Consider the following 21,374-nt stretch of genomic DNA (forward strand, 5'->3'; position numbering starts at 1 on the left):
TACCGGGGTGTAGCGCACCTGCGCTACGCCTGGGCTTGCGCGGGCTGTGTCGTCGAGCGGGTGCTCGACAACCCGAAACCCTTCATCGAGCTGGTGCTCGACGTTCCCAGCGATGACGTTCAGAGTTTGCCTGGGAGGGACGAGCACCAGCTCGTCCGCGGTGCCGGGGTGTAGCGCCCCTGCGCTACGCCGAGGCTAGCCCAGATAGAAAGCCTGCTAGCGAATGGTCAGCGTCGGAATCAGGTTGCTGTCGACCTGCTGCCCGGGTACGGCGGCGGGGGCGGCCAGGCCCAGGTTGTTCTTCTCGAATACCCGGTCGGCGCGGTAGCTGGAGCGTACCAGCGGGCCGGCGGCCACTTCCATGAAGCCCTTGGCCAGGCCCAGTTCGCGGTAGTGGTTGAATTCTTCGGGGGTCACCCAGCGCTTGACCGGCAGGTGGTTGCGGGTCGGCTGCAGGTACTGGCCGAGGGTAACGATATCCACGCCGATGGCGCGCAGCTCGTCAAAGGTTTGCAGGATTTCCTCGTCGGTCTCGCCCAGGCCCACCATCAGGCTGGTCTTGGTCAGCACTTGCGGGCGGTGCCGCTTGGCGTGCTCCAGCACCCGCAGCGTCTTGGCATAGCCGGCACGGGGGTCGCGAACTTCATGGGTCAGCCGCTCTATGGTCTCCACATTTTGCGCGAAGACTTCAAGACCCGAGTCTACCACCAGCTCCACAGCCGACAGATCGCCATTGAAGTCCGGGGTCAGGGCTTCCACGACCACCTCCGGCGTACGACGCTTGATCGCCTGTACGCAGGCGGCGTAATGGGCTGCGCCCCCATCGGGCAGGTCATCGCGGTCGACCGAGGTCAGTACTATGTAGCGCAGCGCCATGAGCTCAACCGAGCGCGCGGTGTTCTCGGGCTCTTCCTGATCCAGCCAGCCATTGGGGTTGCCGGTGTCCACCGCGCAGAAGCGGCAGGCGCGGGTGCAGACCGAGCCCATCAGCATGATGGTGGCGGTGCCATTGCTCCAGCACTCGCCCATGTTCGGGCAGTGGGACTCCTGACAGACAGTGCTCAGCCGATGTTCGCTGACGTTGCGCTTGACCGCTTCGAAGCGGTCGCCCGCCGGCGCCTTGACCCGCAGCCATTTGGGCTTGGGTTCGAAGGGAGTGGGTTCCGCCTGGCTGGCGCGGCGCTTCTGGCCGTCCTTGATGGCAGTAATGCCCTGGGCATTGCGGAATTTCTCACCACTGGCGACATGGGTTGGCGAGTTGTCAGACATCGGTTACGGACTCCTGGTAGGCTTCCACTGCAAGGGGGGCTGAGTTGGGCTTGTGGCCGGGGCTCAGTTTACCACAGCTGGTGCTGTGCATTGCCCCGGCGCGTGTGGCCTACTCGTGGTGGTGGCCTTCGTCCAGGCGGATCAGCTCCACCCGGGCGATACGTACGTGCTCGATTTCCAGAATGCGCAGCTGCCATCCATCCACAGTCAGCACTTCGTCCTGTTCCGGCATGTGCTCCAGCTCATGCAGGATCAGCCCGGCCAGGGTGGTGTACAGCGGATTGCGCGGCAGCGGGGCGGGCAGGTGGCGGTTGATCTCCTCCAGGTTCTCGCTGGCGTCGACCTCGTAGCGGCCGGGCTCCAGTTCCACCACGCTGGGGGTGAAGTCCAGACCGTGTTCGGCCTCCGGCAGCTCGCCGGCAATGGCCTCCATGATGTCGGTGAGGCTGACGATCCCTTCGAGCGTGCCGAATTCGTCGACAACAAAGGCCATCTGCTTGCCCTCCTGGCGGAAGGCTTCCAGGGCACGGATCGCATTCTGCGTCTCGAACAGCACCACCGGCTGCTCGATATGCGCCTCCAGATCCAGCTCGCCGCCCTGCAGCAGGGAGTCGAGCAGGGTCTTCTTCTGCACAATGCCCAGCGGCTCGTCCTGCTTGCCGTCGCGGATCACCACCAGTCGGGAGTAGGGCGAATCCAGCAGCTGCTGACGCTGTTCCTCGAAGCTGTTGGCCAGATCCAGCACATGCACATCGCGGCGCGGTGTCATCAGCGCCTTGATATTGGTATCGGCCAGGCTGAGCACGCCGCGGATCATGTCCCGCTCGTTCTCGTTGAATACCGGCTCGGGCTCGTCCTCGTCTGAGGTGCTGGCGGTATCCAGGGCCTCGGCCTGATCGCTCTTGCCGAGCAGACGCAGGATGTTGTTGGCGGTGCGCTCGCGCAGGGTACCGCCGGTATTCAGCCATTTCTGCTTGTTGTGCCGCGCCAGCTGGTTGAAGAACTCGACCATGATCGAGAAGCCGATCGCGGCGTACAGATAGCCCTTGGGAATATGCAGACCCACGCCTTCGGCGATCAGGCTGAAGCCGATCATCAGCAGGAAACCCAGGCACAGGATGATCAGTGTCGGATGGGCGTTGACGAAGCGGGTCAGGCGCTTGCTGGCCGCCAGCATCACAGCCATGGCCACTATCATGGCGATGGCCATGACCGCCAGTTCATCCGCCATGCCGATGGCGGTGATCACCGAGTCGATGGAGAACACCGCATCGAGGATCACGATCTGCGTGACCACCACGCCGAAGCTGGAGTAGGCGATACGGGCGCCACTGACGTGCTGTCGGCCTTCGAGCCGTTCGTGCAGCTCCATGGTGGCCTTGAACAGCAGGAACAGGCCGCCGGCGAGCATGATCAGGTCCCGGGCCGAAACCGGATGGTCGCCGGCATGGAACAGCGGATTGGTCAGGGTGACCAGCCAGGCGATACTCATCAGCAGGATCAGGCGCATCACCAGCGCCAGGGACAGACCCAGAATGCGCGCCTTGTCCCGCTGGTGGGGAGGCAGTTTCTCGGCCAGTACCGCGATGAATACGAGATTGTCGATGCCGAGCACTATCTCCAGGGTGATCAGTGCCAGCAGACCCGCCCATACCGTGGGGTCGGAGAGCCATTCAAACATGGTCTATCTCCATTACGGCGGGATACACAATTGAGGTGACGACGGATTGTGAAGAGGGGGTGCGAAGACGGTCTGTCATCGCATATGTTCGGGGAGGGACAGAGTTCAAAACATTAAACCGGTTGCCATTGGAAAGAACCTTATACGCTTTCTGCTGTCCCGAAACAATTGGATATTGTGAACCACCCCTCACTGCACCCGGTTGCGCAGGGCCTTCAGCAACTGGCGATCCGGGTAGCCATCCGCCGGCCAGCCGAGGGCAATCTGCGAGCGACGGATAGCCTGGCGGGTGTTGGCGCCGATGATGCCGTCGGCCGCGCCCGGTTCGAAACCCTGTTGCTGCAGGCGCTCCTGCAACTCCACCCGTTCGGCGCGGGACAGCGGATCATCGTCGACCGGCCAGCTGGCCAGCACCTGACCTCGCCCCTGGAATCGCTCGGCCAGCAGGCTGATGGCCAGGGCGTAGCTGGTGGAATTGTTGTATTTCAGGATGCTGCGGAAATTGTTCATCACCAGGAAGGCCGGGCCACGATGACCGGCGGGCAGTATCAGACTGGCCTGATCCTGGAGATGGTTGACGAGCCTGCGGCCTCGGGCATCCTGCACGCCCAGCGCGCTCCATTCGGCCAGGGTCTTGCGGATCGACATGTCCGCCAGGGTGTAATCGAAACTGGCCGGCAAGCGCACCTCCTGACCCCAGGGCGCGCCGCTCTGCCAGTGCGAAGCACGCAGGTAATTGGCGGCGGACGCCAGGGCATCGGCCTCGGTGTGCCAGATATCCCGTTTGCCGTTGCCGTCGAAGTCGACCGCGTGCTCGTTGTAGGTGGTCGGGATGAACTGGGTCTGACCCATGGCCCCGGCCCAGGAGCCGGTCATGTCGGCGGCCGTGGTATCCCCGCGCTGGAGGATTTCCAGCGCCGCCAGCAGCTGGGTCTGAGCAAACTCGGAACGGCGCCCCTGATGGGCCAGGGTGGCCAGGGAGCGTATTACCGAGCGGTCACCCATGTTGCTGCCGAAGTTGCTTTCCAGACCCCAGATCGCCACCAGGATATGACGGTCAACGCCGTAGCGGGCCTCGATCTGCTGCAGCGTCGCGGCGTGCCGGTTGAGCATGACCCGTCCGGTGGCCTGGCGCTGGGTGGACAGGGCGCCATCAAGGTATTCCCAGATCGGACGGGTGAACTCGGGCTGACTCTGATCGGCGCGCAGGACCGCTGGGTCCGGTTCTATCCCACGGAAGGCCTCGTCGAATACCCGGGGCTGAATGCCCGAGGCCAGGGCGCGGCTGCGGAAGTCATCTCGCCACTGGCTGAACGTCCGTGACTCCTCGACCACCACCGGGCTGGCGACGGGCTTTACCGAGGCTTCCAGGCGATTCTCGGCGCAGGCGGACAGCACCAGCAGGCTGGCGGTCACCGCTGACAGGGTGCGCAACAGGGCGGCGGGGCGAAGAAGGACTTTACGCATGTATCGGCTTCCGGCATTTCGTGAACGGCCCCACTGTAGCATGCGTTTCGACACAAACGCACCGCTGGGCCGGCTAATGCTGTTTGAGAGTCGGCGGTCGGACAGGTTCCCCGACCGCTGGCAAAAGCCAGGGCGTCAGGAGCTGATGGGCAGGCGCACGCCGGCCGCGCGGACCAGAATCCGGGCCAGGGTGTCCCATTCCGAGCCTTCAGCCTGGCCCTTGATCTGCTCGTCGGCCTGCTGGGCCAGACGCAGAAGCTCGGCCCAGACTCGCGGAGGGTGGCGTTCCAGGGCGCGGCTGAGCAGGGGTTTGCGCTTGTCCCAGATGGGGGGGCGCTGGTTGGCGAAAATGCGATCCAGGGGAATGCCCCGGGCCTGTTCCAGGGCCATGCTGTACAGACTGCGCACTTCGCGGCTGACCGCCCAGAGAATCACCGGTGCTTCAACGCCTTCGCCGCGCAGTCCCTGGAGAATGCGCAGGGCGTGCTGGGCGTTGCCCTGGAGCAGGGCGTCGGACAGGGTGAAGACGTCGAAGCGGGCGCTGTCGGCCACCGCCTGTTGCACCGTTTCCAGGTCCAGCTGGCCGCCATCGCAGAACAGTTTGAGCTTTTCGATTTCCTGGGCGGCGGCCAGCAGGTTGCCCTCCACCCGGACAGTCAGCAGATCCAGCGCCTCGGGGGTGGCATGCAGTCCTGCAGCCGCCAGACGGTCGCGCATCCAGTTGGGCAGCTGATGGGCATCTACCGGCCAGACCTGCACAAAACGGCTGTTCCCGTGCTCCATCAGGGTCTTGGCCCACTTGGTACGCTGGGCGCTGGAATCCAGCCTGGGCAGGCTGATCAGCAGGGTGGTGTCCGGCGCGGGTGCCTCGAGCCAGTCGAGCAACACCCGTATGCCCTCGTCCCCGGGCTTGCCCCCGGGTATGCGCAGTTCGATCAGGCGTTGCTGGGCGAACAGCGACAGGCTGTTACCGGCCTCGCGCACCTGACCCCAGTCGAAGCTGCGATCGATATGGAAGACCAGGCGTTCTTCGCTGCCGGCGTCCCGGCAGGCCTGGCGGATAAGATCCGCACTCTCGCCGCACAGCAGTGGATCGTCACCGCTGACGACATACACCGGCGCCAGCCCATCGCGGAGCTGGCGCTGCAGTTGTGCGGCATTGAGTTTCATCGGGTCGGTGCAGGTTGTCCGGAACCGTCCAGCGCCTGCTCACGTGCTTCCAGGACCGCGGGTGACACACGGGACAGACGCAGCACCAGCTGACGGATCAGCTCCTGGTGCATCTCGTTGCGCAGCAGCTGCTCCTCCTCGGTATTGCCGGTCACGTTGTTGCGGTCGGCACCATAGGAGCGCTGGGCGGTGAGTGTCTCCGGTCCGAGCAGCAGCCGACCGTCCCTGTTGCTGATGACGTAGGTCAGCTCGCTGCGCAGCTCACGCTCGATCGGGCCGCCGCGGCTGGCGTTGCCCAGTGAACGACGGCTGTCGGCTTCCTGCAGCTGCAGGTGGTAGCGGGCGCTGTCGGTGACCCGAACGCCATGGTTGATCAGGCTCTCACGCAGCGCCCGGTGGATCTGGCCGTATTCGTCCTGGACGCTCAGGCGCAGTTCCTGCAGGGGGATATCTTCGGTTGCAGTACCGCGCAGCTGGAAGCCGCAGGCACCGAGCAGCAGGGCTGCGCCGAGGACGGCGCAGCTCAGCAGATGACGAGGACGTTGCAAGGGCATGCCATTTCTCCGTTGTTGTCAGTTGGCGACGATATTGACCAGCTTGCCCGGCACGACGATCACCTTGCGAATGGTCAGACCGTCGGTGAAGCGCAGCACGTTCTCGTTGCTGCGGGCAGCAGCTTCCACGTCCTCACGGCTGGCGTCGGCGGGCACCTGAATGTGCCCACGCAGCTTGCCGTTGACCTGGATGACCAGCTCCAGACTGTCCTGTACCAGGGCGCTTTCATCCAGCTGCGGCCAGGGCGCATCGATCACCGGCGTGTCGTGGCCCAGACCCTGCCACAGGGTGTGGGCGATGTGCGGGGTGATCGGCGCCAGCAGCAGGGTGACGGTTTCCAGACCTTCCTGGAGCACGGCGCGGTCCTGCTCGCTGTCCCGGGGCGCCTTCTCCAGTACGTTCATCAGGGTCATTACTGCGGCAATGGCGGTGTTGAACTTGTGATGCTGGCCGATATCCTGGCTGGCCTGACGGATCGCCAGGTGGGTGGCACGCCGAACCTGCTTCTGGGCGTCGTTCAGGCTGGTGATATCCAGCGCACCCGGCAGCCCGTCGGTGATGTGCTGATGGGCCAGACGCCAGACCCGACGCAGGAAGCGCTGGGCCCCCTCGACGCCGGAATCGGACCATTCCAGGCTCATGTCCGGCGGCGAGGCGAACATCATGAACAGGCGGCAGGTATCGGCGCCGTACTGATCGATCATCGCCTGCGGGTCGACTCCGTTGTTCTTCGACTTGGACATCTTCTCGGTCCCGCCGATTTCCACCGGCAGGCCGTCACTGCGCAGGCGGGCGCTCAGCACCTTGCCCTTGCTGTCGGTCTCGACCTCCACGTCCGCCGGGTTGTACCAGGTGCGGGCGCCTTTCTCGTCGATGCGGTAGTAGGTGTCGGCCAGTACCATGCCCTGGGTAAGCAGGTTCTTGAAGGGCTCATCGGAGTTCACCAGTCCCTCGTCGCGCATCAGCTTGTGGAAGAAGCGCGCGTACAGCAGGTGCAGGATGGCATGCTCGATGCCTCCGATGTACTGGTCCACCGGCAGCCAGTGATTGGCCGCGGCCGGGTCGACCATGCCCTTGTCGTAGTGCGGGCTGGCGTAACGGGCGAAGTACCAGGAGCTTTCCACGAAGGTGTCCATGGTATCGGTTTCCCGGCGCGCCGGCTGGTTGCAGCTGGGGCAGGTGCACTCGTAGAACTCGGGCATCTTCGCCAGCGGGCTCCCTGCACCATCGGGCACCACATCCTCGGGCAGCACCACCGGCAGCTGGTCGTCCGGTACCGGTACGTCGCCGCAGCTCGGGCAGTGGATGATCGGAATCGGGCAGCCCCAGTAGCGCTGGCGGCTGATACCCCAGTCGCGCAGGCGGAACTGGGTGCGAGGTTCGCCCAGCTTCTTCTGCTTGAGCACTTCACCGATGGCGGTGAATGCGCTGTCGAAGTCCAGACCGTCGAACTCGTCGGAGTTGATCAGCACACCCTTCTCGGCGTAAGCGTCCTGCCAGGGCGCCGGGGTACTGTCACCGGCAGAGGTACGGATCACCGGCTTGATTGGCAGGTTGTATTGGCTGGCGAATTCGAAGTCGCGCTCGTCATGGGCCGGAACAGCCATCACGGCGCCTTCGCCGTAACCCATGAGCACATAGTTGGCGACCCACACCGGGAGCTTGTCGCCGGTCAGCGGATGCTCGACGAACAGACGGGTCGCGCGACCCTTCTTCTCCTGGGTGGCAATGTCCGCTTCGGATACGCCGCCGCGCTTGCATTCTTCGATGAAGGCCTGCAGCTGGGGATCGCTCTCGGCGGCCTGAGCGGCCAGCGGGTGTTCCGCCGCCACGGCCACATAGGTGGCCCCCATCAGGGTGTCCGGGCGGGTGGTGAACACTTTGAGCTTGCCGTCCCGGCCGATGCTGGCCTGGTCGTAGGGGAAATGCACCTCCATCCCCACCGACTTGCCGATCCAGTTGCGCTGCATGGTCTTGACCTGTTCCGGCCAGCCGGGCAGGTCATCCAGCGAGCTGAGCAGCTCCTCCGCGTAATCGGTGATGCGGAAGTAGTACATGGGGATCTCACGCTTCTCGACCAGTGCGCCACTGCGCCAGCCGCGGCCGTCGATCACCTGCTCGTTGGCCAGTACCGTCTGGTCCACCGGGTCCCAGTTGACCGTGCCGTTCTTGCGGTAGATCACGCCCTTCTTGAACAGACGGGTGAACAGCCACTGCTCCCAGCGGTAGTAGTCAGGTGCACAGGTGGCGAACTCGCGCGACCAGTCGATGGCCAGGCCCAGGCTCTTGAGCTGGTTGCGCATGTAGTCGATGTTCGACCAGGTCCAGGCCGCCGGGGCCACCTGATTGTTCATCGCGGCGTTCTCCGCAGGCATGCCGAAGGCGTCCCAGCCCATCGGCTGCAGTACATTGCGACCCTGCATGCGCTGGTAGCGGGCGATCACGTCACCGATGGTGTAGTTGCGAACATGCCCCATGTGCAGCTTGCCGCTGGGGTAGGGGAACATGGACAGGCAATAGTAGGTATCGCGGTCGGGGGTTTCCTCAACCCTGAAGGCGTCGGTCCTTTCCCATTCCTGCTGGGCGGCATGTTCGATTTCGCGGGGAGAATACTGTTCTTGCATGGGGAGGGCTGTCTGTAGGCTCGTATCAGGATAAAAAGTAATGGGGCAGCATACACCACAGCGGCCATGAACCGGTAGCGGTATGCCATTCGTCGCCGGGCACCGGGCAAGCCACGGCCGCCGACTATGCTAAGGGGCAAGGGAGCCGCGACCGCTTACTGGTACGCTCTGCAGGGCGGCTACCGAGGAGTCCGCGTGGACGGATATCGTACCCATCAGGGAGAATCGCATGAAATCAGTGCAATCAGCGGCCCTGCGCGGTGATCGGGACTCGTCCTACGGTCGATTGCTGCGAAGACTGGATCAGGCGATGGATCTGGCCTGTACCCGCCAATGGCTGAGTGGACAGCCAAGTGCCCCCGGAGAACTGGAAATACAGGGATTGAGCGAATCCGACCTGCGGCTGCTCGATCAGATCCTGCGCAGCATCAAACTCAATCGCGTGTCAGCGTCACCGTCGATCATTTCGGCGCTGTACGAGGCACAGCAACAGAGTCGCCCCCATTAGCGTACCCAGCGGCCAGTTGCCCCAGCGCAGCCAGGGTGTCTGGCCGTCGCGGGGCTGCACCCAGCCGTGCAACGCCAGCTGCTGAAACTGGGGAATACGCGCGGTAATCCGGCCTTGGTGATCGATCAGGGCAGTGACCCCGTTATTGGTGCCGCGGATCATCCAGCGGCCCGACTCCAGAGCCCGCATGCGGGCCATCTGCAGGTGCTGCAGGGGACCGATGGACTCACCGAACCAGCTGTCGTTGCTGATGGTGATCAGCAGCTGACTGCGACGGGCCAGCCGCGCGGCAAAATCCGGATAGACGGTCTCGTAACAGATGAAAGGCGCCAGCTGGTATCCGGCGGCCTGCAGCGGGTCCTGCTCCAGCGGGCCGCGGGAGAAGCTGGACATGGGCAGATCGAAGAAGGCAATCATCCCGCGCAGCCACTGCTCCAGCGGGACGTACTCGCCGAAGGGCACCAGCTTGTGCTTGAGATAGGTATCGGGCTTGCTGCCGGCGACCATGATGCCGTTGTAGATGCGCAGCTGGCCCTGGTCGTCCTCGTCTACCGGGATGCCGGTGATCAGGGTGGTGCCCTGGCTGGCAAGATTGGCCGCCACGCCCTGGACAAAGGGCATGGCACTGCTGCTCAGAACCGGGACTGCGGTTTCCGGCCAGACGATCAGGTCGGTATCCCGGCGCTGGGCATAACTCATGTCGCGGAAGGTGGCGAGGGTATGGTCGATGTGCGCCGGGTCCCACTTGCGCGACTGTTCGATATTGGCCTGGATCAGGGCGACCGACAGGGGCTCGCCCGCCGGGCGCGTCCATTCGATGCCGGTCAGCAGGCCGCCGGCGCCCCAGATTCCGAGCAGCGCCGCGATCATCGCCAGGGCGTTCTTCCAGCGACGCCAGAGTCCGCCGTGGCTGAGCAGACAGGCGCTGAACACGGTGATGAAGCTCAGCAGCCAAACTCCGCCAATCGGTGCCCAGCCGGCCAGCCAGGTATCGGTGTGGGCGTAGCCCTGATACAGCCAGGGAAAGCCGGTGAGGAACCAGCTGCGAAAAAACTCCTGGCCGACCCAGAGAGCGGCGAAGCCGAGACTTGCCAGCCAGGGACCCGATTGCGGACGCAGCCAGCGGGCCCACAGCCAGGCGGTCAGCGCCGGGATCAGCGCCAGTCCCGCCACCAGACCTCCGGTCAGCAGGGCTGCCAGGGCCGGTGCGGCATAACCATGCACGTGGATGCTGATATAGATCCAGGATACACCGCTGAGAAACAGTCCCAGTCCCCAGCACCAGCCGCGCCACAGCGCCTGACGGCCCTCCAGGCGCTGCAGGCCCTGGTACAGCAGGGCAATTGACAGCAGGCCCAGCGGCCAGATATCGAAGGGAGTGAAGGACAGGGTAGTGAGGGCACCGGCAATCAGGGCCAGCAGGTGGCCGCGCCAGCCGGGGGCGCGAAGCCAGTCGAGCAGTTCATGTGCCAGCGGCATGGGTTCCTCGTGTCAAACCATCATCGTCATCGGTTGCAGGCCCCGTCATCGAGCAGGCAATGCCTCAGGGCTGGATCAGGCTGACCCGCAGCAGGTGGATGCGGCGGCTGTCGGCATTCAGGATGCGGACGCGGAAGCCATCCAGTTCGACGATCTCGTTGCGCTTGGGCAGATGACCGAAGGCATTCATCACCAGTCCGCCGAAGGTATCGAACTCCTCGTCGGAGAAATCCGTCTCGAACTCCTCGTTGAAGTCCTCGATTGGCGTCAGCCCCTTGACCAGATAGTCGCCGGAGGGCAGGGCCTTGATGTATTCCTCATCATCGAAGTCGTGCTCGTCCTCGATGTCGCCGACGATCTGTTCAAGCACGTCCTCGATAGTGATCAGCCCGGACACGCCGCCGTACTCGTCGATGACGATCGCCATGTGGTTATGGGTAGCGCGGAACTCCTTGAGCAGGACGTTCAGGCGCTTGGACTCGGGCACACAGGTGGCCGGACGCAGCACGTCCTTGATGTTGAAGCGCTCGGTGTTGCCCTCCAGCAGCAGGGGCAGCAGATCCTTGGCCAGCAGGATGCCGAGCACGTCATCGATGCTTTCGCCGATGACAGGAAACCGGGAGTGGGCCGCCTCGATGATCGCCGGGAGGAACTCCCGGGGTGTCTGGCTGGCCTTGATGGTGTTCATCTGCGACCGGGGAATCATGATATCCCGGACCTGCATGTCCGCCACCTGAAGGGCTCCCTCGATAATGCTCAGTGCTTCCAGATCCAGCACCTCGTTGCGCTGGGCGGTACGCAAGACCTCAAGCAATTCCTGGCGACTGCGCGGTTCCTGGGCAAAGGGCTGAACCAGCTTCTCCAGCCAGGACCTGTGTCCGCTGCTCGGTCGATCTTCGCTCATGGCTCTCTCATTACTCGTCGGATTCAAGGTAGGGATCGGCAACGCCCAGCTCGGCCAGCAGCTCGCGTTCGAGCTGTTCCATGATCTCGGCCTCACTGTCTTCGATGTGATCATGGCCCAGCAGGTGCAGGCAGCCATGGATGACCATGTGGGCCCAATGGTCCTCGCGTCGCTTGCCCTGTTCTGCGGCCTCGCGGTTGACCACGGGCACGCAGATGACCAGATCGCCCAGCAGGGGGATCTCGAGTTCCGGGGGCAGGTCGGCGGGGAAGGACAGGACATTGGTCGGGTAGTCCTTGTGACGGTACTCCCGATTGAGCTCCTGGCTCTCCTCGGCATCTACCAGACGTATGGTCAGTTCGCTGCCGGGGTTGTTGCGCAGGGCCAGGGCGGCCCAGCGCATGAGACTGTCGTCGTCAGGTTGATCGGGCGCGTCGGTCGCCCTCTGTATGTCTACCTCAATGGTCATGACGGCGCTCCTGGCGCTCCTGCTCCTGACGCTGGTCGAAACGGTCGTAGGCCTCGACGATGCGCTGCACCAGCGGATGGCGCACCACGTCCTTGGACTGGAAGTGGGTAAAGCCGATGCCCTTGACGTCCTTGAGTACTTCCATGACGTGGGTCAGACCCGAGCGCGTGCCGCGGGGCAGGTCGACCTGGGTGATGTCCCCGGTGATCACGGCAGTTGAGCCGAACCCGATCCGCGTGAGGAACATCTTCATCTGTTCCAGGGTGGTGTTCTGACTCTCATCGAGGATGATGAAGCTGTTGTTCAGCGTGCGGCCGCGCATGTAGGCCAGCGGGGCTACCTCGATCACCTGGCGTTCGATCAGCTTGGCCACCTGCTCGAAGCCGAGCATCTCGTACAGTGCGTCGTACAGGGGGCGCAGGTAGGGGTCGATCTTCTGCGACAGGTCGCCGGGCAGAAAGCCCAGCTTCTCGCCGGCTTCCACCGCCGGGCGCACCAGCAGGATGCGGCGGATCTGCTCGCGCTCCAGGGCATCCACGGCGCAGGCCACCGCCAGATAGGTCTTGCCGGTACCCGCAGGGCCGATGCCGAAGTTGATGTCGTGCTCCTGGATCGAGCGCACGTAGCTCTGCTGATTCGGACCCCGGGGCTGGATGGTCATGCGCTTGGTGCGCAGTATCACCGGCTGATGGTGGCTGTCCTGAGCCAGTGCCTCGCTGAGGTTCTCCAGACCGGACTCCTGAAGATACAGGTGCACGGTTTCCGGCTCCAGGTCACGGTGATCGCGGGTTTCGCGATACAGCTGACGCAGCACCGCCTCGGCCGAGCGGGTGATGGCCGGATCGCCAATCAATTCAAAATGATTGCCACGATTGCGCACCTCGATGCCGAGGCGCTGTTCGATCAGGCGCAGGTTTTCATCAAACTGGCCGCACAGACTGGCAAAGCGCCGGGAGTCCACGGGCTCGATACTGAAACGATGGATGGTCAAGGGAGCGTTCAAATTGGTCTTCAGGGGGCCTTGTGGCAGTGGGAAGGTCACAGCATAGCGCGCAAAATGGCCGCTGCAAAGCCGGACGGCCAGCGGCCTCCGGCGGCAGCGGCAGCCTGGCTCAGTGCACGGTTTCGCTCAGCAGAGTGCCGCGCAGGGAGTGGGGCAGGGCCTCATCAATACGCACGTCCACAAACTGGCCGATCAGCGCCGGGTTGTCGCTGCGGAAGTTGACCACGCGGTTGTGTTCGGTACGACCCTGCAGCATGCCCGGGTCCTTCTTCGAATAGTCGGTGACCAGAATGCGCTGGGTGGTGCCGACCATGCGACGGCTGTTCTCGAAACCCTGCTGGTTGAGCCGGGCCTGGAGTATCTGCAGGCGCTGTTTCTTCACCTCGGCGGGAGTGTCATCCACCAGGTCGGCTGCCGGGGTGCCGGGGCGGGCGCTGTAGATGAAGGAATAGGAGAAGTCGAAGCCGACTTCTTCCACCAGTTTCATGGTCTGCTCGAAGTCGCGGTCGGTCTCCCCGGGGAAGCCGACGATGAAGTCCGAGCTGAGGATGATATCCGGCACCGCCGCCTTGAGCTTGCGGATGCGGGATTTGTATTCCAGCACCGTGTGGTTGCGCTTCATGCCGGCCAGCACCCGGTCGGAGCCCGATTGCACCGGCAGATGCAGGTACTTGACCAGCTCCGGTACTTCGGCGTGGGCCTGGATCAGGCTGTCGGAGAACTCCAGCGGGTGCGAGGTGGTGTAGCGTATCCGATCAATGCCGTCGATCTGGGCGATCACCCGGATCAGATCGGCCAGGTCGGCGATGCCGCCATCATGGGTCTCGCCCCGGTAGCCATTGACGTTCTGGCCCAGCAGGGTGATCTCGCGCACGCCGTTCTCGGCCAGGTGCACGCACTCGGCCAGCACGTCATCGAAGGGACGGCTGACTTCCTCGCCCCGGGTGTAGGGCACCACACAGAAGCTGCAGTACTTGCTGCAGCCTTCCATGACCGAAACATAGGCGGTCGGGCCATCGACCCGGGGCTCGGGCAGGCGGTCGAACTTCTCGATCTCGGGGAAGGATACGTCTACCTGGGGAGCACCGGTGGTGCGCGCGGCGTCGATCATCTCCGGCAGACGGTGCAGGGTCTGAGGGCCGAACACCACGTCCACATAGGAAGCCCGCTCGCGGATGGCGGTCCCTTCCTGGCTGGCAACACAGCCGCCGACGCCGATGATGAGGTCGGGATTCTTCTCCTTCAGCGGTCGCCAGCGCCCCAGCTCGGAGAACACCTTCTCCTGCGCCTTCTCGCGAATCGAGCAGGTGTTGAGCAGGATCACGTCAGCCTCTTCGGGACTGTCGGTCAGCTCCATCGCCTGATATTCGCCGAGCAGATCTGCCATGCGCGAGCTGTCGTACTCGTTCATCTGGCAGCCGTGGGTCTGGATAAAAAGTTTCTTTGCCATGGGTTTGCGGGGGTGACTCGTGGAGAAAAACGGCGATTATACACGCTTGACCCGGGCAATGTGATGGTGGTGGTCGGGTGCTTGCAGCGCTCGCGGATGTGCTATGATCCGCGACCTTCAATCCGGCGTTTCGGCGCCCGGCATTACTGACCTGTGGTGTAACGTACGAGTCCATGAGCAAAGACAAGCAGCAGCCCATCTTCCGGGTGATTTTCCTCAATCAGGGGCAGGTGTTTGAAATCTATGCCCGCCAGATCTTCCAGAGCGAGCTGTGGGGCTTTCTCGAGGTCGAGGAGCTGGTGTTTGGCGAGCGTTCGCAGATGCTGGTCGACCCGGGCGAGGAAAAGCTCAAGAACCAGTTCGAAGGCGTCAACCGCAGCTTCATCCCGCTGCACGCCATAGTGCGCATCGACGAGGTGGAGCGTGTCGGTCAGGCCAAGATCAGCGAGGCCAAGGGTGGCAGCAACGTGATGTCCTTTCCGCTGCCGCCCGGTCCGGGGTCGGGGCAGGGGTGAGCCCCGGCTCACTCCATCTCGGGTTGCAGCTCCTCTTCCAGCAACTCCGGATGCAGCCGGCGCAGCTGCTCTTCCCGGATATGCCGCAGATAATTGCGGAACAGCGTGCCCAGCACCTGGGTCGCTGAGGCAATCTCCTCCTCGTTCATCTCTTCGGCCAGGCGATCACTGGCATCCATGGCGGCGTCCTGACCATTGACGGCAGCCATCTTCAGCATGATGTAGGCCTGGGGCAGGTTGCGCTCCACGCCCTCACCGGTGGCGTGCATCAGGCCGAGGCGGTACTGGGCATCGGGGTGCCCCTGGATCGAGGCGCGTTCGTACCACTTGAGCGCCTGCGCCAGGTCCCGCTCGCTGCGCTCGCCATGGTAGTAGAACTCCCCCATCTCGAACTGCGCCTGCATGTCATCGGCCTCGGCCATGCTGCGGCAGCTGTCCAGCGCCAGGGGCAGGTTGTCATCATCCACGCGGTTGAGCGCGCAGTGTTCCTCGGTGCTGATCACCAGCGGCTCGTCGTTCTGGGCCAGGGCCGGCACGGAGCCCAGGCCCAGTCCGAACAGGGTGCAGAACAGGAGAGAGCGGAGCGGTCTGGTCATGGTCAGGGGCCCGTTGGCTGATGCGTCAGGTGTCATTGTGCGCTGGAATCCGCGCCGGCGCCAACCGCCGGGCTGGCCGGCGGTGGATGCGCAGTGGCGAACCCCGTTCGGGGCGGGACTCAGAGTGCGGCGAAGGCGCGTTCGGCGGCGTCCAGGGTCAGCTGCAGTTCCGCCTCGCCGTGGGCGATGGAGGTAAAGCCGGCCTCATAGGCACTGGGCGCCAGGTACACGCCCTGGTCCAGCATCAGGTGGAAGAACTTGCTGAAGCGCTCGGCATCACTGGCCATGACATCCTCGAAGGTCTGGATGGCATCGGCGCCGCTGAAGTACAGGCCGAACATGCCGCCCACCTGGGTGGTGACGAAGGGCACGCTGGCGGCATCGGCGCGGTCCTGCAGGCCCTGCAGCAGCCGGCTGGTGTAGGCGGCCAGCTCGTCATGGAAGCCGGGGCGGCTGATGAGTTTCAGGGTGGTCAGACCGGCGGCCATGGCCAGCGGGTTGCCAGACAGGGTGCCGGCCTGGTAGACCGGACCCAGCGGCGAGATGTGCTGCATGATTTCACGCTTGCCGCCGAAAGCGCCCACCGGCATGCCGCCGCCGACGATCTTGCCGAAGGTGGACAGATCCGGGGTAACGCCGAAATGGGCCTGAGCGCCGCCCAGTGCCACGCGGAAACCGGTCATCACCTCGTCGAAGATCAGCACGACACCATGTTCGTCACAAGCCTCGCGCAGGCCTTCGAGGAAGCCCGGTACCGGCGGTACGCAGTTCATGTTGCCGGCCACCGGTTCGACGATGATGCAGGCGATTTCATTGCCGACCCGGCTGAGCGTTTCACGCACGGCAGCAATGTCGTTATAGGGCAGGGTCAGGGTGTGCTGGGCAAAGGCCGCCGGTACGCCCGGCGAGCTGGGTACGCCGAAGGTCAGGGCGCCGGAGCCGGCCTTGACCAGCAGGCTGTCGGAGTGACCGTGGTAGCAGCCCTCGAACTTGATGATGGTGTCGCGGCCGGTGTAACCCCGGGCCAGGCGGATGGCGCTCATGGTCGCCTCGGTACCGGAGCTGACCATGCGCACCATGTCCATGGACGGCACCAGCGAGCACACCAGCTCCGCCATCTCGGTTTCCATGGCGGTGGGGGCGCCGTAGGACAAGCCATGCTCGAGCTGGCGGCGCACCGCCTCAAGCACCTCGGGGTGGCCATGACCCAGGATCATCGGGCCCCAGGAGCCGACATAATCCACATAACGGCGGTCATCCTCGTCAATGATGTAGGCCCCTTCGGCATGCTTGATGAACAGCGGGCTGCCGCCGACGCTGCGGAAGGCCCGCACCGGCGAGTTGACGCCGCCGGGAATATGTTTCTGGGCACTGGCAAACAGGGATTCGGAACGGGACATGAAAAATTCCTTTAGGCGTTGAGTTTGTATGTAATCGAGCCTTGTTCGTCGATCACAATACCTTGTTTGATGAGTTCGTTAACAATGTCGCTGATCGCGAGCTCGCTTAGCTTCTTCTGGAATACTGAGTCTAGAGCTGTAGTCAGTGTTTTTAGTTTGGCTGGCTTGGCTTTACCTGCTTTTTGTAGATGCTGTCTCACATGATGGATGCGCTCCTTCATGGACATCTGTGCAGGAGTTTTTTTTGTGGCTGAACCAGCCTGAGAGCTGGGGAGTGTGGATGGGGTTGCGACACTCACAATGGCAGCACTCCGATTGGCCTTGATTCCCAAGGAGCGTAAATGCTTGAGAAGAGGGTCATAGCCTGTGTCTTTGGAAATCACCAGTAGCTGGCAATCTGGCTCGTTGGTGGCTAGCTGACCCATATAGAAAGCAATGTGGAAGTCCAAGGCGTTCTTGCCGCTGCTGGTCAGTCGTATGTACTGAGCATTTTCACCAAATCGTTGCACCTCTTCCGCAAACTCCACACTGACTTTAGCCTGATGCGCACCCACAAATATCTTCAGTTGGTAGCTCTCGGCTTTGAGCTTTTGAAGAGAGGCTGGCTGGATATTTTCCAAGTCAATCAAAGCATACTTCTTTCCCATGACTAGCCTTCCGTGGAGTCAGAACAATGAGTTGAAGGTCTGAGCGCGATATTGCACTTCACGAGCAGAATCAGCGCCGAACAGGCCGTGGATAACGGCCAGCAGATCAGCGCCTGCCGCCAGCAGTTGCGGGGCGCGCTCCAGGGTGATGCCGCCGATGGCGACGATGGGAGCGCTGAAGCGCTCGCGGGCCTGCTCCAGCAGTTCCAGGGTGGCGGCCGGGGCGCCGGGCTTGGTCCGGGAGTCGAAGAAACGGCCGAAGGCAATATAGCTGGCGCCGGCGGCCAGCGCGGCTTCGGCATTGGCCAGGCTGGCGTGGCAGGTGGCGCCGACGATGGCTTCCGGCCCCAGCTCGGCACGGGCTTCCTGCAGGCTGCCATCCTCCAGGCCCAGGTGCACACCGACCCCGAGTTCGCTGGCCAGGGCCAGATCATCGTTGATCAGCAGCTCAGTACCGTACTGCGCGCACAGCGTTCTCAGCTGGCCGGCCTCTTCCCGCCGGCGCACGCTGTCCCTGCTCTTGTCCCGGTACTGCAGGAGTCGGGCGCCGCCAGCCAGGCTCGCCTCGACCCAGGGCAGCAGGCGGCCATCGGCGAGCAGGGCGCTGTCGGTGATGGCGTAGAGGCCGCGCAGGCTCACTGGCAGAAGTCCAGCGGCAGACGGCGCGGTACATACTGACCCTGCCCCGGCCGCTCGGCGTCGCGCAGGGTGCGCCAGGTGTAGTCCAGGGCATTCTCCACGGCGCTGACCAGATCCTCGGCCAGCGCCAGGCGTCCGGCCAGGGTGCTGGCCAGGGTACAGCCGGAACCGTGGTACTCGCCGGGCAGGCGGGCACAGGTGAAGGTGTGCTGGCTGCCATCCTGGCAGTACAGGCGGTTATGCACTTCCTGTTCGGTGCCGTGACCGCCGGTGATCAGCAGGTTCTGGCACAGCGGCATGAGCTTTTCGGCGCATTCATCCGCGGTGCCCTCGGGCAGCTCGGCGAGGATGCGCGCTTCGGGCAGATTGGGGGTGACGATGCGGGCCAGCGGCAGCAGTTTCTCGCGCATCGCATAGCCGACCTCATCCTTGCCCAGCGAGCCGCCACCGCCGGCGCGCAGCACCGGGTCGCAGACCAGCGGCAGGTGCGGGTGGGCCTGCAGTATCTCCACCACGGTGTCGACCATTTCCAGATTGCCGAGCATGCCCAGCTTGACCGCCGCCACCGGCATGTCGTTGAGCACGGCATTGGCCTGGGCCAGTACCCATTCGCGATCCAGTACGCGGAAATCGCTGACATTCACCGTGTTCTGCACGGTCAGCGCGGTCACCGTGGGGGCGGCATGACAGCCCTGGGCCAGCAACGCCTCGATATCGGCCTGCAGGCCGGCACCACCGCTGGGGTCATGGCCGGAAAGACAGAGAACAACGGGACGAAAAGGAGTAGGCGTATTCATGCGTTAAGCTTACCATCGAAGGTCAGGTATCGGTATGTGGGCGGGTCGCCGCCGCAATGGGCAGGGCCGCCGCTGATGACCGCTGACTATAACAATAACTCGCGAGGGAAGCTGCTGATGAAGACCGTAGAGCAATGGTTCGATGAGTATGGCGAGAGCCATCGCAACCCTTTGAACAAACTGGTGCACTGGGTCTGCGTGCCGCTGATCACCTTCAGCGTACTGGGCATGCTCTGGGCGCTCCATCCGCTGGTGGCGGCCGTGGTGCTCGGCCTGGCGCTGGCCTTCTATGTGGTGCTGTCCTGGCAGCTGGCGCTGGTCATGGCGCTGCAGGGTCTGGTGATGCTGTGGATCCTGCATCTGATGCCGGTGGTTTTCTGGCCCTGTGTGGCAATTTTCGTGGTGGCCTGGATCGGCCAGTTCATCGGTCACCACGTGGAAGGCAAGAAACCGTCCTTCTTCAAGGATGTGCAGTTTCTGCTGATCGGTCCGGCCTGGCTGATGGGGTTCGTGTTCCGCCGCCTCGGCTGGCGCTACTGAACGCGGTGGCCGCCGCCGGGCTCAACAGGGCAGCTCGCGCCACTCGCCCGGCTGCAGGTCACCCAGCTCCCAATCCCCGATCCGCACCCTGACCAGTCGCAGAGTGGGCAATCCCACGGCAGCGGTCATGCGTCTTACCTGGCGATTACGTCCTTCGCGTATGGTGATCGCCAGCCAGCTGGTGGGAATGCTCTTGCGAAAGCGCACCGGTGGCTGGCGGGGCCACAGGGCCGGCTCGGCCATCTGTTCCACCTCGGCTGGACGGGTCGGACCGTCATTGAGCAGCGGACCGGCCCGCAGCTGCGCCAGCTGCTCGGCGGTCGGCTCGCCCTCGACCTGCACCCAGTAGGTCTTGGCCAGCTTGTGTCTGGGGTCGGTGATCCGTGCCTGCAGGCGACCATCGTTGGTCAGCAGCAGCAGGCCCTCGCTGTCCCGGTCCAGCCGCCCAGCGGCATAGATGCCGGGAATATCCACGAAGTCCCTGAGGGTTGCCCGGCCCTGATCATCGGTGAACTGAGTCAGCACATCGAAGGGCTTGTTCAGTGCTATCAGACGGGGCACCGCCGGACGCGCAGCCGGCTGGCGTCGGGGGCGTCGATCGGGTCGCGTCGCGGCGGGGCGCTGCCGCCGGCCCGCCGGGTCAGAAACCTTCGACATTGCCCAGGATGATTGCCTTGATCACGAAGCCGACCACGCCCAGGCCCAGGGCGAAGAACAGCACCGCTGTGCCCCAGCGTCCGGCCTTGGATTGCTTGGCCAGATCCCAGACGATGAAGCCCATGAAGGCAACCAGCGCGAAGATGGTCAGGGGCAGGGCAAGGGCTTCGAATTCTTCGTAGCTCACGGGGTCCTCCGGCAAGGGGTGTTTATCTGTTGACCAGATGATTGAGGGGCAATTCCGTGCTGGAGACCACCTGGTTGAGCACGAAGCTCGAACGTACGCTGGACACACCCTCGATCCGCGTCAGGGTGCCCAGCAGGAACTGCTGATAATGATCCATGTCCTGCACCACCACGCGCAACTGGTAATCGGCATCCATTCCGGTCACCAGGGCGCAGTTGAGCACCTCCGGGCACTGGCGGATGGTGTCCTCGAAGTGGGCAAAACGGTCGGGAGTATGCCTGTCCATGCCGACCATGACAAAGGCCGTGAGCGTCAGGCCGAGCTTGTGCGGGTCAAGCAGAGCCACCTGGCGCAGGATGTAGCCGGCTTCCTCCAGCTGCTTGACCCGTCGCGAGCAGGGCGATGGCGACAGGCCGATGCGGTCGGCCAGCTCCTGATTGCTGATGGCAGCGTTTTCCTGCAGGGCCGCAAGGATTTTCAGGTCGTAGCGGTCTAGATCGGTGGGCATCATGGCGGCGCTCCTGTTCTCTTGCTTGAAATGAATGATCATTAGTGAATTGTTGCGGAGTATAGCGTTGGATGGGCAATAAAAGAAAAGAAATGGCGCGGTCGCCTGAGTAATATAGCCACATGTTTCAACGCCAGCCGGCGCGTCCAACCAGCCGCTTCAAAAGAGCAGGACTGGGATGAGCAACCCAGAAGGTTCCACTCATCACCCGGCTTCCCGACCCAGAAGGTCAGGAGTAGAGGCAGTATCCCACCAGGATAGCGACGGACATCAACGCCAACGGCCGACTCAGTCGGCCGTTGGCGTTTC

22 protein-coding genes are annotated in these 21,374 nt (G+C 63.6%); 3 read left to right on the forward strand and 19 right to left on the reverse strand.

The genetic code is table 11. The features are described 5' to 3' along the window. Window positions 1-216: 216 nt before the first annotated feature. The 6 genes from lipA to leuS all read right to left on the reverse strand — a co-directional run bounded on the left by lipA (window position 217) and on the right by leuS (window position 8,766). On the reverse strand, window positions 217-1,269 hold the full coding sequence (gene lipA / locus VF673_RS14255; protein ID WP_440292414.1) for a lipoyl synthase: 1,053 nt from the start codon (window positions 1,267-1,269) through the stop codon (window positions 217-219). Window positions 1,270-1,378: 109 nt separating this feature from the next. Beyond that, complete coding sequence (locus VF673_RS14260) at window positions 1,379-2,950, reverse strand: TerC family protein (RefSeq protein WP_440292415.1); 1,572 nt, start codon at window positions 2,948-2,950, stop codon at window positions 1,379-1,381. A gap of 189 nt (window positions 2,951-3,139) precedes the next feature. After that, window positions 3,140-4,417: a lytic murein transglycosylase gene (locus VF673_RS14265; protein ID WP_320331803.1), complete on the reverse strand. Its 1,278-nt coding sequence runs from the start codon at window positions 4,415-4,417 to the stop codon at window positions 3,140-3,142. A gap of 135 nt (window positions 4,418-4,552) precedes the next feature. After that, window positions 4,553-5,587, reverse strand: coding sequence for a DNA polymerase III subunit delta (holA, locus tag VF673_RS14270; RefSeq protein ID WP_440292416.1), 1,035 nt, complete (start codon window positions 5,585-5,587; stop codon window positions 4,553-4,555). Next, window positions 5,584-6,141 carry an LPS-assembly lipoprotein LptE gene (locus VF673_RS14275; RefSeq protein ID WP_440292417.1) on the reverse strand — a complete coding sequence of 186 codons (558 nt, stop codon included), beginning with the start codon at window positions 6,139-6,141 and terminating at the stop codon, window positions 5,584-5,586. The genes holA and VF673_RS14275 overlap by 4 nt, the downstream gene beginning before the upstream one ends. 18 nt (window positions 6,142-6,159) lie before the next feature. Next, window positions 6,160-8,766, reverse strand: a complete 2,607-nt coding sequence (leuS, locus tag VF673_RS14280; protein WP_440292418.1) for a leucine--tRNA ligase — start codon at window positions 8,764-8,766, stop codon at window positions 6,160-6,162. Window positions 8,767-8,995: 229 nt separating this feature from the next. On the opposite strand from leuS, the gene VF673_RS14285 reads away from it, so the two are divergent. After that, window positions 8,996-9,274 (forward strand): hypothetical protein, encoded by a 279-nt coding sequence (locus tag VF673_RS14285; protein ID WP_440292419.1) that lies wholly within the window; start codon window positions 8,996-8,998, stop codon window positions 9,272-9,274. Here VF673_RS14285 and lnt read toward each other — a convergent pair. The 5 genes from lnt to miaB form a co-directional block, all read right to left on the reverse strand. Further along, a complete protein-coding gene (gene lnt / locus VF673_RS14290) occupies window positions 9,218-10,753 on the reverse strand; it encodes an apolipoprotein N-acyltransferase (protein WP_440292420.1) in 1,536 nt (511 codons plus the stop codon). The two genes, VF673_RS14285 and lnt, sit on opposite strands and share 57 nt — an antisense overlap. A 64-nt stretch (window positions 10,754-10,817) precedes the next feature. After that, window positions 10,818-11,657 (reverse strand): HlyC/CorC family transporter, encoded by an 840-nt coding sequence (locus VF673_RS14295; RefSeq protein ID WP_090538287.1) that lies wholly within the window; start codon window positions 11,655-11,657, stop codon window positions 10,818-10,820. Window positions 11,658-11,667: 10 nt separating this feature from the next. After that, window positions 11,668-12,126 (reverse strand): rRNA maturation RNase YbeY, encoded by a 459-nt coding sequence (ybeY, locus tag VF673_RS14300; protein WP_090538285.1) that lies wholly within the window; start codon window positions 12,124-12,126, stop codon window positions 11,668-11,670. Continuing rightward, a complete protein-coding gene (locus tag VF673_RS14305; protein ID WP_090538283.1) occupies window positions 12,116-13,129 on the reverse strand; it encodes a PhoH family protein in 1,014 nt (337 codons plus the stop codon). The genes ybeY and VF673_RS14305 overlap by 11 nt, the downstream gene beginning before the upstream one ends. Before the next feature lie 109 nt (window positions 13,130-13,238). Then, window positions 13,239-14,579, reverse strand: coding sequence for a tRNA (N6-isopentenyl adenosine(37)-C2)-methylthiotransferase MiaB (gene miaB / locus VF673_RS14310; protein ID WP_090538281.1), 1,341 nt, complete (start codon window positions 14,577-14,579; stop codon window positions 13,239-13,241). Between the two features lie 173 nt (window positions 14,580-14,752). Here miaB and VF673_RS14315 point away from each other — a divergent pair, with 173 nt between their 5' ends. Beyond that, window positions 14,753-15,094 carry a DUF1820 family protein gene (locus VF673_RS14315; protein WP_090538279.1) on the forward strand — a complete coding sequence of 114 codons (342 nt, stop codon included), beginning with the start codon at window positions 14,753-14,755 and terminating at the stop codon, window positions 15,092-15,094. A gap of 8 nt (window positions 15,095-15,102) precedes the next feature. Here VF673_RS14315 and VF673_RS14320 read toward each other — a convergent pair whose 3' ends face one another. The 5 genes from VF673_RS14320 to VF673_RS14340 form a co-directional block, all read right to left on the reverse strand. Continuing rightward, window positions 15,103-15,690, reverse strand: a complete 588-nt coding sequence (locus tag VF673_RS14320; RefSeq protein ID WP_090538277.1) for a tetratricopeptide repeat protein — start codon at window positions 15,688-15,690, stop codon at window positions 15,103-15,105. 119 nt (window positions 15,691-15,809) lie between these two features. Next, window positions 15,810-17,090, reverse strand: coding sequence for a glutamate-1-semialdehyde 2,1-aminomutase (gene hemL / locus VF673_RS14325; RefSeq protein ID WP_090538276.1), 1,281 nt, complete (start codon window positions 17,088-17,090; stop codon window positions 15,810-15,812). An 11-nt stretch (window positions 17,091-17,101) separates the two neighbouring features. Further along, on the reverse strand, window positions 17,102-17,737 hold the full coding sequence (locus tag VF673_RS14330) for a PIN domain-containing protein (RefSeq protein WP_440292421.1): 636 nt from the start codon (window positions 17,735-17,737) through the stop codon (window positions 17,102-17,104). An 18-nt stretch (window positions 17,738-17,755) separates the two neighbouring features. Next, on the reverse strand, window positions 17,756-18,376 hold the full coding sequence (gene thiE, locus VF673_RS14335) for a thiamine phosphate synthase (RefSeq protein ID WP_440292422.1): 621 nt from the start codon (window positions 18,374-18,376) through the stop codon (window positions 17,756-17,758). Then, entirely contained in the window at window positions 18,373-19,173 is an 801-nt protein-coding gene (locus VF673_RS14340) for a hydroxymethylpyrimidine/phosphomethylpyrimidine kinase (protein ID WP_440292423.1), read from the reverse strand. The genes thiE and VF673_RS14340 overlap by 4 nt, the downstream gene beginning before the upstream one ends. A gap of 117 nt (window positions 19,174-19,290) precedes the next feature. Here VF673_RS14340 and VF673_RS14345 point away from each other — a divergent pair, with 117 nt between their 5' ends. Beyond that, window positions 19,291-19,713: an Mpo1 family 2-hydroxy fatty acid dioxygenase gene (locus VF673_RS14345; protein ID WP_090538427.1), complete on the forward strand. Its 423-nt coding sequence runs from the start codon at window positions 19,291-19,293 to the stop codon at window positions 19,711-19,713. A gap of 21 nt (window positions 19,714-19,734) precedes the next feature. Here VF673_RS14345 and VF673_RS14350 read toward each other — a convergent pair whose 3' ends face one another. The 3 genes from VF673_RS14350 to VF673_RS14360 are packed head-to-tail and all read right to left on the reverse strand — an operon-like array spanning window position 19,735 to window position 21,065. Then, window positions 19,735-20,370, reverse strand: a complete 636-nt coding sequence (locus VF673_RS14350) for a pseudouridine synthase (RefSeq protein WP_090538268.1) — start codon at window positions 20,368-20,370, stop codon at window positions 19,735-19,737. Beyond that, on the reverse strand, window positions 20,354-20,557 hold the full coding sequence (locus tag VF673_RS14355; protein ID WP_090538266.1) for a DUF2788 domain-containing protein: 204 nt from the start codon (window positions 20,555-20,557) through the stop codon (window positions 20,354-20,356). Before VF673_RS14355 ends, VF673_RS14350 begins: the two co-directional genes overlap by 17 nt. Window positions 20,558-20,579: 22 nt before the next feature. Continuing rightward, on the reverse strand, window positions 20,580-21,065 hold the full coding sequence (locus VF673_RS14360; RefSeq protein ID WP_273123606.1) for an Lrp/AsnC family transcriptional regulator: 486 nt from the start codon (window positions 21,063-21,065) through the stop codon (window positions 20,580-20,582). Between the last annotated feature and the right edge of the window lie 309 nt (window positions 21,066-21,374).

It is taken from the genome of Halopseudomonas sp. Lyrl_26 (assembly GCF_051948695.1).
Classification (GTDB): Bacteria; Pseudomonadota; Gammaproteobacteria; order Pseudomonadales; family Pseudomonadaceae; genus Halopseudomonas; species Halopseudomonas formosensis.